Here is a 7,143-nt window from a genome sequence, read left to right on the forward strand (position 1 = left end):
CGGTTTATGGTCGGCGGCCACCCTCCTCTCGCAACAGCGCCTGCAAGGTGTCCAGACGCGCACTGTCGAAGGCAGTGACCGTGCCCGATTCGAACACCCGGCGCGCCAGCCCGGTCAGCACCGCACCGGGCGGCAGTTCGATCTGTAAACGCACGCCGCGCTCGTAAGCGCTTTGCACGGTGCCGCGCCAGTCCAGCACGCGGCACATGTTGAACGCGAGATCGTCGCGCAGGGCGTCAGTCTTGATCAGCGGACGCGCGCGACTGCCACTCAGGTAAGCGATTTTCGGAGTCTTCAGTTCAACTTTGACGAAAGCCTCGGCGAGGGTTTGCGCCGGTGCCTCCAGTAACGGGCAGTGCGACGGCACGCTCACCGCCAGGCGTTTCGCCAGACCGGCGCCACGACTGCGCGCCAGCTCCGCCACCGCTTGCATCGCCGCGTCGCTGCCGGCAATCACCACCTGGTTATCGGCATTGATATTGGCCAGGTACACCGGCGACTCCGCGCTGTGCACCTGCGCCAGCAGCGTTTCGACGGTGGATAATTGCAGACCGATGATTGCGGTCATGCCATAGCCCTGTGGATAAGCCTGCTGCATTAACTCGCCACGCAGACTGACCAGATTTAACGCATCGCTGAAGCTCAGCGCCCCGGCGACCACCGCTGCCGGGTATGCGCCGATGGACAGGCCGGCGACGTAATCCGCCGTGAGTCCGTCCTGCAGCAATTGTCGTGAAGCAGCGACCCCGGCGATCAACAGGCACAGCTGAACCGCCCGGGTGCTGCGCAACGCGTCGGCAGAATCGAGCCGCGCGACATCTTCACCGAGCACCTCGCTGGCCTCGGTCAAGGTTGCCCGGGGCAAACGCTGGAGCATGCCCGGTTGCTGCGCGCCCTGGCCGGGGAACACCAACAGGCTGCTCACGCTGCCTGCTCCTGCGGGTTCCACGGGTCAGCGACCAGACAGGCTTGATGGGCGTTTTTCAGCAGCACCCGTGCAGACCCGCCGGCCCATTCGCGCAACGCGACTGCACCGAACGGCGTCTGCAATTGCATGTCGACCCGGCACACGGCTTGATCAAAGAGCTCGACCAGTTTGCGTGCCTGATTGCGGGTAATCAGCTGCGGTGTACGCAGAATCAGATCGAGATCGCTGGCCGCGTGCATCGCGACAAATCCACTGGCCAGCTCAAACCCGACACTGCCGCTGATGCCCCAGACCCAACCGCAATCATCGAGCATCGGCCGCAGTTGTTTGAGGGCCTGCATCACTGGCAGATCGCGCGCGCAATCGACATGACAAAGCGCTTCGGGGCTGACCCGACAGGCAATCGAATCGAGCGCCATAAACGCCGCCAGCCGCTGCTCACGGAACACACCGCGCACGCCCACCGCGACCAAACCTTCAGCGCTCACCGCCCGCCGCACCACCACCGGTTGCCCGGCAGCCAGCGATTCGACTGCCCACTGCGGCGCATCCGCCGGCAACTGCGCCGGGGTCATGCCCCACAGCAGATCGTGGGCCAGTGGCAGGTTCACCACTGCGCCCTCAGCAGTTCACGCACGCGGCTGGACGCTTCACGGTTTTTCGCACCGAGACGCTTGCTCAAGTCAGTGCTGGCGATATCGCCGATGGCCTGTTTCAGGCACTCGGTCACCCGCGCCAGATCCTCCGCCGTCGGCTGCTCGATCTGCTGCACCGAGAGGGTTTCCCAGAGCAATCCGAGGCTGGCGTAGCTGTCGATGTCATAGGCCATCGGCGGCACGCTGGCGGCCAGTGCTTCCAGTTCCTCGACACTGCGCAGTGTCACTCGCGCCGCCGAGGCCTTGCCCATCGCATGCACCATCACCCCGGGATCGCGCAGGGCAATCAAGCGGTTGGCCTGATAACCGTGGGCCAGAAACGCCCCGGACATCGCCTTGCCCACCAGCAGCGCAATCACCGGATGCCCGGCCAGACGGGCGCGGGCATAAGCGTCCGCCGCACCGGCCAGGGCCTGGTGAATGCCGAGGGCTTCTTCGCGGCGGCCGTAAGCCTGGCTCGGAACATCGACGATGGCGATGATCGGGCGCTTGTGAGCTTGATCATGATCAGCCGTGATCACCTCATCCACAGCCTTAGCCAGACCCCAGCCTTCGAGCAAACCGACTTCGCCGTTGCGAGCCCGTGGGAAACGGTTGTCGGGGTCAGCGACCACCGCAATAAATCGCCCGAGTTCGCCATCGGCAACTTGCAACGACGGCGGCAAGCCTTCTACGGCTTTCGCGCCAGCGCTCAGGGCGTTGAACCAGTTCAAACCGCGCACGGAATAACCACTCATGAGCGCTCTCCTTGATACAGATCGCGAACCACCGACGGTTCGATTTGCTTGCCAGTGTCCAAACGGTTCAGGCGTTGCAAAAACCAATCGGCACGCTGACTGCGCGGCCGGGTTGGCAAACCCTGTTGCAGCAACGCACCGACCTGCTGGCGAATCTGTGCCACATCATCGGCGACGTAACGATCCACCAAGCCGCTGGCGAAACGCTGCTCGCCACCGGTCAGGCTCCAGATGAAGGGCCGGTCGCGGGAGTCGTATTCCTCGATCCCGGCTTCCTGCTCGATCACCTGTGGGCCGTTCAACCCAAGGCGCGCTTCCTGGGTCACCAGCAAATAACTACACAGCGCAGCGGCAATCGACATGCCGCCGAAACAGCCGACGCTGCCCGCGACCACGCCGACCACCGGTTGGTACTGCTGCAAGTCGACAATCGCCGCATGAATATCGGCAATCGCCGCCAACCCGAGATTGGCTTCCTGCAAGCGCACGCCACCGGTTTCCAGCAGCAACACGGCGCGCGTCGGGATGCCTTTGCGGTTGTCTTCGGCGGCCAGTTCCAGCGCGCCGGCAATCTTCGCTCCGCCGACTTCGCCGAGGCTGCCGCCCTGGAACGCGCCTTCAATCGCGGCGATCACCAGCGGCAGGCCATCGAGGCTGCCCTTGGCGATCACCACGCCGTCATCGGCTTGCGGCACCACGCCCTGACGCTCCAGCCATGGCGACATCACCCGTTGAAACGGGTCGAGCAATTCGCGGAAGGTCCCGGCGTCGAGCAAGGCTTTCGCCCGTTGCCGCGCACCGAGTTCGACGAAGCTGTGCTTGTGCAACAGCGCTGCGCTGTCAGTCATGGCCGATCTCCTCGAAACCTTGTTCCAGGCGCAAACGCACCACCCCCGGCGTGGCGCCGAAATCGTGGATATCGATGGCCATCGCCGGTGGCGTGGTGCCGTCGAACATCCGCGCAAACAGATGCTGCCAGCGCTGCTGCGCACCGTTGACCGAAGTCTGCACATTGATCGTCAGCTTGCCGGCCAGCCCCGGTTCGATCAGCACTTCCAGATCGCCCGAGCCGACACAACCGACCAGCGCGCGCCCGCGTGGCGGCTGCCCGGCGGGAAATTCAAAGGATAAGGTTTCCATCAAAACGCTCCCTGAAGGATGCCGTCGCGCTCGATTCGATCGAGCAGCAGCGTGGCGGCGAGCAAGTCGGCGGCGCCACCGGGCGAGGCATTCAATGCGATGAGTTGTTGATCCAGTGCGTGCAGGCGCCGACGCCCGCTGAGGCTGGCGCTGCCGCCGGCATCGAGCACCGCTTGCGCGCCGTATTGCATGGCCTGCAGGCCTTGTTCACCGGCGCGGTAGAGCACGCAGGTGTCGGCCAGATCGGTCATGATCGCCAGCAGCGCATCGAGCCGGGCGTTCTGTTCGCCGTGACCGTTGGCGCGGCTGCGTTTGAGTTGTGGCAGGCCACGTTGCAGCACGGACGGGAAGCCGAGTTGCGCTTCCTCACGGGCACCGCGTGCGCCGTAACGCAGGGCGACCTGAGCGCCGTGGCTCAGCGGTTTTGGTGCGTAGCGATCATCCAGCAAGGCCAGACGTGCGGCGCGAAGAGAGACGGCGTTGGCACTTGAGGATTTCGGTTCCAGCGCAGCGGCGGTCACCAGTAAACCCAGTGCCCAAATTGCCCCGCGATGAGTATTCACCCCGTCGGTGGTCGCGAGCATGGCTTGCTCGCCTTCGCGACCGATGCGGCCAATCGTTTCGCGCAACGTTGAATCGACTTCGCCGATTTCAACCGCCGCTTCAGCCATTTCCTTGAACGCCGGCCATAACGACAACGCCGAAGCGTGCATCAGGCCCAAGTGCAGATCGGTGTGCGCGCCATTGCCACGCCGGTCGACCAGCGCCGGTTTCGGCGACAGATCGGCTTCGTCGATCAGCGCATCCACCGCCAGATCCGCCAGGCGTTCGCTCAGGCTCAGGGGTTTCGCTTGCAGGTTGAGTGCGTGCATCACCAGCTCCTGAATTTGGCGGGCGGGTTGTACAGGCCGCCGGACCACTCGACCAGATCGGCCACGCTTTTCGCCGCCAGCAGTTCGCGGGTGGCGTCGGTGCGGCGGATGCCGAGGTCTTCGGGCAAGGCGATCAGGCCTTCGCGGCGCATGCGTTCAGTGTCTTTCGGGTTGTGGCGCAGGCCGATGGCAGTCACGCCCGCAACCGCAGCGATCATCGCTTGGCGTTCTTCCAGCGAGCGCGCCTTGTACAGGTAGGCGATGCCCTCTTCGGTGAGCAGGTGGGTGACGTCGTCGCCGTAGATCATGATCGGCGCCAGCGGCATGCCGCTTTTCTTCGCCACTTCCACCGCGTCGAGGGTTTCGACGAAGGTCGGTTTGCCGCCCTCCTGAAAGGTCTCGACCATTTGCACCACGAGTTTCTTGCCGCGTTCGAGCATCGGTTGCTGTGAATCGTCGTGGCGCATGTCGAGCCACGCCGGGGTGCCGTGACGCCGACCGCGCGGGTCGTGGCCCATGTTCGGCGCGCCGCCGAACCCGGCCAGGCGCCCACGGGTAACAGTGGAGGAATGGCCATCGCCGTCGACTTGCAGGGTCGCGCCGATAAACAGGTCCACCGCGTATTGCCCGGCCAGTTGGCAGAACATTCGGTTGGAACGCAGCGAGCCGTCGCGCCCGGTGAAGAACACGTCCGGGCGCGCGGCGATGTAGTTTTCCATACCGAGTTCGGTGCCGAAGCAATGCACGCTTTCGACCCAACCGCTCTCGATCGCCGGGATCAGGGTCGGGTGCGGGTTGAGCGTCCAGTTGCGGCAGATCTTGCCTTTGAGGCCGAGGGATTCGCCGTAGGTCGGCAGGATCAACTCAATGGCAGCGGTGTTGAAACCGATGCCGTGGTTGAGCGACTGCACGTTGTGTTTTTCGTAGATCCCGCGGATCGCCATCATCGCCATCAACACGTGCACCGGTTTGATGTGCCGTGGGTCGCGGGTGAACAGCGGTTCGATGTAGAACGGCTTGTCGGCCACCACCACGAAGTCGACCCACGAGGCCGGGATATCGACGCGGGGCAGTTCGCTGACGTCATCCACCAACTGGTTGACCTGAACGATGACGATGCCATCGCTGAACGCCGCCGGTTCGATCAGTGCCGGGGTGTCTTCGGTGCTGGGGCCGGTGTAGATGTTGCCGTTGCGGTCAGCCATGAACCCGGCCGAGAGCACGACGTTGGGGATCAGATCCACCACCAGCCGCGCGTAGAGTTCGATGTAGGTGTGAATCGCGCCGATTTCCAGCAGGCCGTCTTCGAGCAACTGGCTGATGCGCAGGCTTTGGGTACCGGCGAAGGAGAAATCGAGCTTGCGGGCGATGCCGCGTTCGAACAGATCCAGATGCTCGGAGCGACCGACGCTGGGCATGATCATGTGCAGATCATGCAGCTTGGCCGGATCGGCTTTGGCCAGCGAACGGGAAAGGAAATCCGCCTGCTTCTGGTTGTTGCCCTCCAGCACCACCCGGTCGCCGGGATGAATCAGCGCTTCGAGCGCGGCGACGATCTTGTCGCTTGGCAGTACCACACCGTCGGCCAGCCCGCGCACCTTGTCGAGACGCCGCTGCTTCTCGTCACGCCGCCGCGTCCAGCGCGAGTCGGGGGAAATTGTTGTTGTCATGCTCACTCCACGGGGTTCGCTGTCGTGGAGCCAAGGTAGGCGTGTGAGCGGGGCGCATCAATCAAGCGCGGTGGTGGATCGTTACGGTCAGGGTAACGATCGAGAGCTGCCCTCACCCTAGCCCTCTCCCGGAGGGAGAGGGGACTGATTGGGGGATGCTCAAGGGATACGCCGACCTGGGAGTGTTGTACTGAATCCGGAATTCACCAGGTTTACCAAATCCATAATCGACTCGGTTTTTCAGGTCGATGTACAACGCCAGACACCTCGGTCGGCCCCCTCTCCCTCCGGGAGAGGGCTGGGGTGAGGGTCGGCTTTTAATCACTCCGTCGGCACCAACCTATCCAACACCCGATTCACCGCCAGCTCCGCCACCATCACCACCTGAGCAATGCCCTGCAGCGTCTTGCGGTGCGTGCCTTGCACCAGCGCCGCATGGTTGTTGAGCATGACCGTAGCGGAGCCGAGGGATTCGCTGGCGTCGGCCAGCAGGGATTCGCTGTCGGCGTCGGGGTTGGCCATGTACAGCGTGTTGGGGGTGTAGGGCTTGGCCATGAGGTCGGGTTTTGGCGGGCCGAGGTAATGGTCGAGGGCGCGTTCGGCGGCTTCGTGGAATTTCTTTGATTCGGGGGCTTCGTAAGGGGATGCCGCATCTGTTGGCGGCGGATTTGGTGTTGGTTTAATCATTCTCAGGTTCCGAAATAAGGCTGGAACCGCTTCTCTGCTAAAAGAAGGGGTGGCAGCTGAACGCAGGTTAGCAGACCGGGGAACCTAAGGAAGCCGGCGCGCCGAAGCGCCCTGCGCACAGCCGCCATCGAATGCAGGCACTGAGCCTGACGATGATGTATGTGCACCCTTAGATTAACCACGGGCTGCTAAACCCGATCACTGGGAATCAGTGACGCAATCAAGTTACGCAGCCTGCCGAGGGCGCACAAGCCGGCGGATTCTGGTGCATGCGTAGGCAGTGGCGCAAGGATTTGTAGGCTGGTGAGGCGTAACACCGGGTGTCTTTAAACAGCTGTGCTGGAAAGTGTTTATTGCACTGCAGAAATTGAAGATTTGCCTGTAAGAATTTGCTGATTCAACTGGCCCCATCGCTGGCAAGCCAGCTTGTATGCTGGGACTTGAAGGGAGGAG

The 7,143-nt window shown here is 63.2% G+C and carries 8 protein-coding genes; all 8 read right to left on the reverse strand.

Going from position 1 to position 7,143, the window contains the following annotated elements; translation table 11 throughout:
* Positions 1-4: 4 nt before the first annotated feature.
* Positions 5-925, reverse strand: coding sequence for a malonate decarboxylase subunit epsilon (gene mdcH, locus B1722_RS17320; protein ID WP_086793634.1), 921 nt, complete (start codon positions 923-925; stop codon positions 5-7).
* Complete coding sequence (locus tag B1722_RS17325; RefSeq protein WP_086793636.1) at positions 922-1,542, reverse strand: malonate decarboxylase holo-ACP synthase; 621 nt, start codon at positions 1,540-1,542, stop codon at positions 922-924. The genes mdcH and B1722_RS17325 overlap by 4 nt, the downstream gene beginning before the upstream one ends.
* Positions 1,536-2,321 (reverse strand): biotin-independent malonate decarboxylase subunit gamma, encoded by a 786-nt coding sequence (gene mdcE / locus B1722_RS17330; protein WP_041063486.1) that lies wholly within the window; start codon positions 2,319-2,321, stop codon positions 1,536-1,538. The genes B1722_RS17325 and mdcE overlap by 7 nt, the downstream gene beginning before the upstream one ends.
* Entirely contained in the window at positions 2,318-3,169 is an 852-nt protein-coding gene (locus B1722_RS17335) for a biotin-independent malonate decarboxylase subunit beta (RefSeq protein WP_041063488.1), read from the reverse strand. The genes mdcE and B1722_RS17335 overlap by 4 nt, the downstream gene beginning before the upstream one ends.
* Positions 3,162-3,461: a malonate decarboxylase subunit delta gene (locus B1722_RS17340; RefSeq protein WP_003229075.1), complete on the reverse strand. Its 300-nt coding sequence runs from the start codon at positions 3,459-3,461 to the stop codon at positions 3,162-3,164. The genes B1722_RS17335 and B1722_RS17340 overlap by 8 nt, the downstream gene beginning before the upstream one ends.
* Entirely contained in the window at positions 3,461-4,333 is an 873-nt protein-coding gene (locus B1722_RS17345) for a triphosphoribosyl-dephospho-CoA synthase (protein WP_086793638.1), read from the reverse strand. Before B1722_RS17345 ends, B1722_RS17340 begins: the two co-directional genes overlap by 1 nt.
* A complete protein-coding gene (gene mdcA, locus B1722_RS17350; RefSeq protein WP_086793640.1) occupies positions 4,333-6,003 on the reverse strand; it encodes a malonate decarboxylase subunit alpha in 1,671 nt (556 codons plus the stop codon). The genes B1722_RS17345 and mdcA overlap by 1 nt, the downstream gene beginning before the upstream one ends.
* Before the next feature lie 321 nt (positions 6,004-6,324).
* Complete coding sequence (locus B1722_RS17355; protein ID WP_086793642.1) at positions 6,325-6,690, reverse strand: DUF6124 family protein; 366 nt, start codon at positions 6,688-6,690, stop codon at positions 6,325-6,327.
* Between the last annotated feature and the right edge of the window lie 453 nt (positions 6,691-7,143).

Origin of the sequence: Pseudomonas sp. SCPG-7, from assembly GCF_002156405.1 — a bacterium.
GTDB lineage: Bacteria > Pseudomonadota > Gammaproteobacteria > Pseudomonadales > Pseudomonadaceae > Aquipseudomonas > Aquipseudomonas parakoreensis.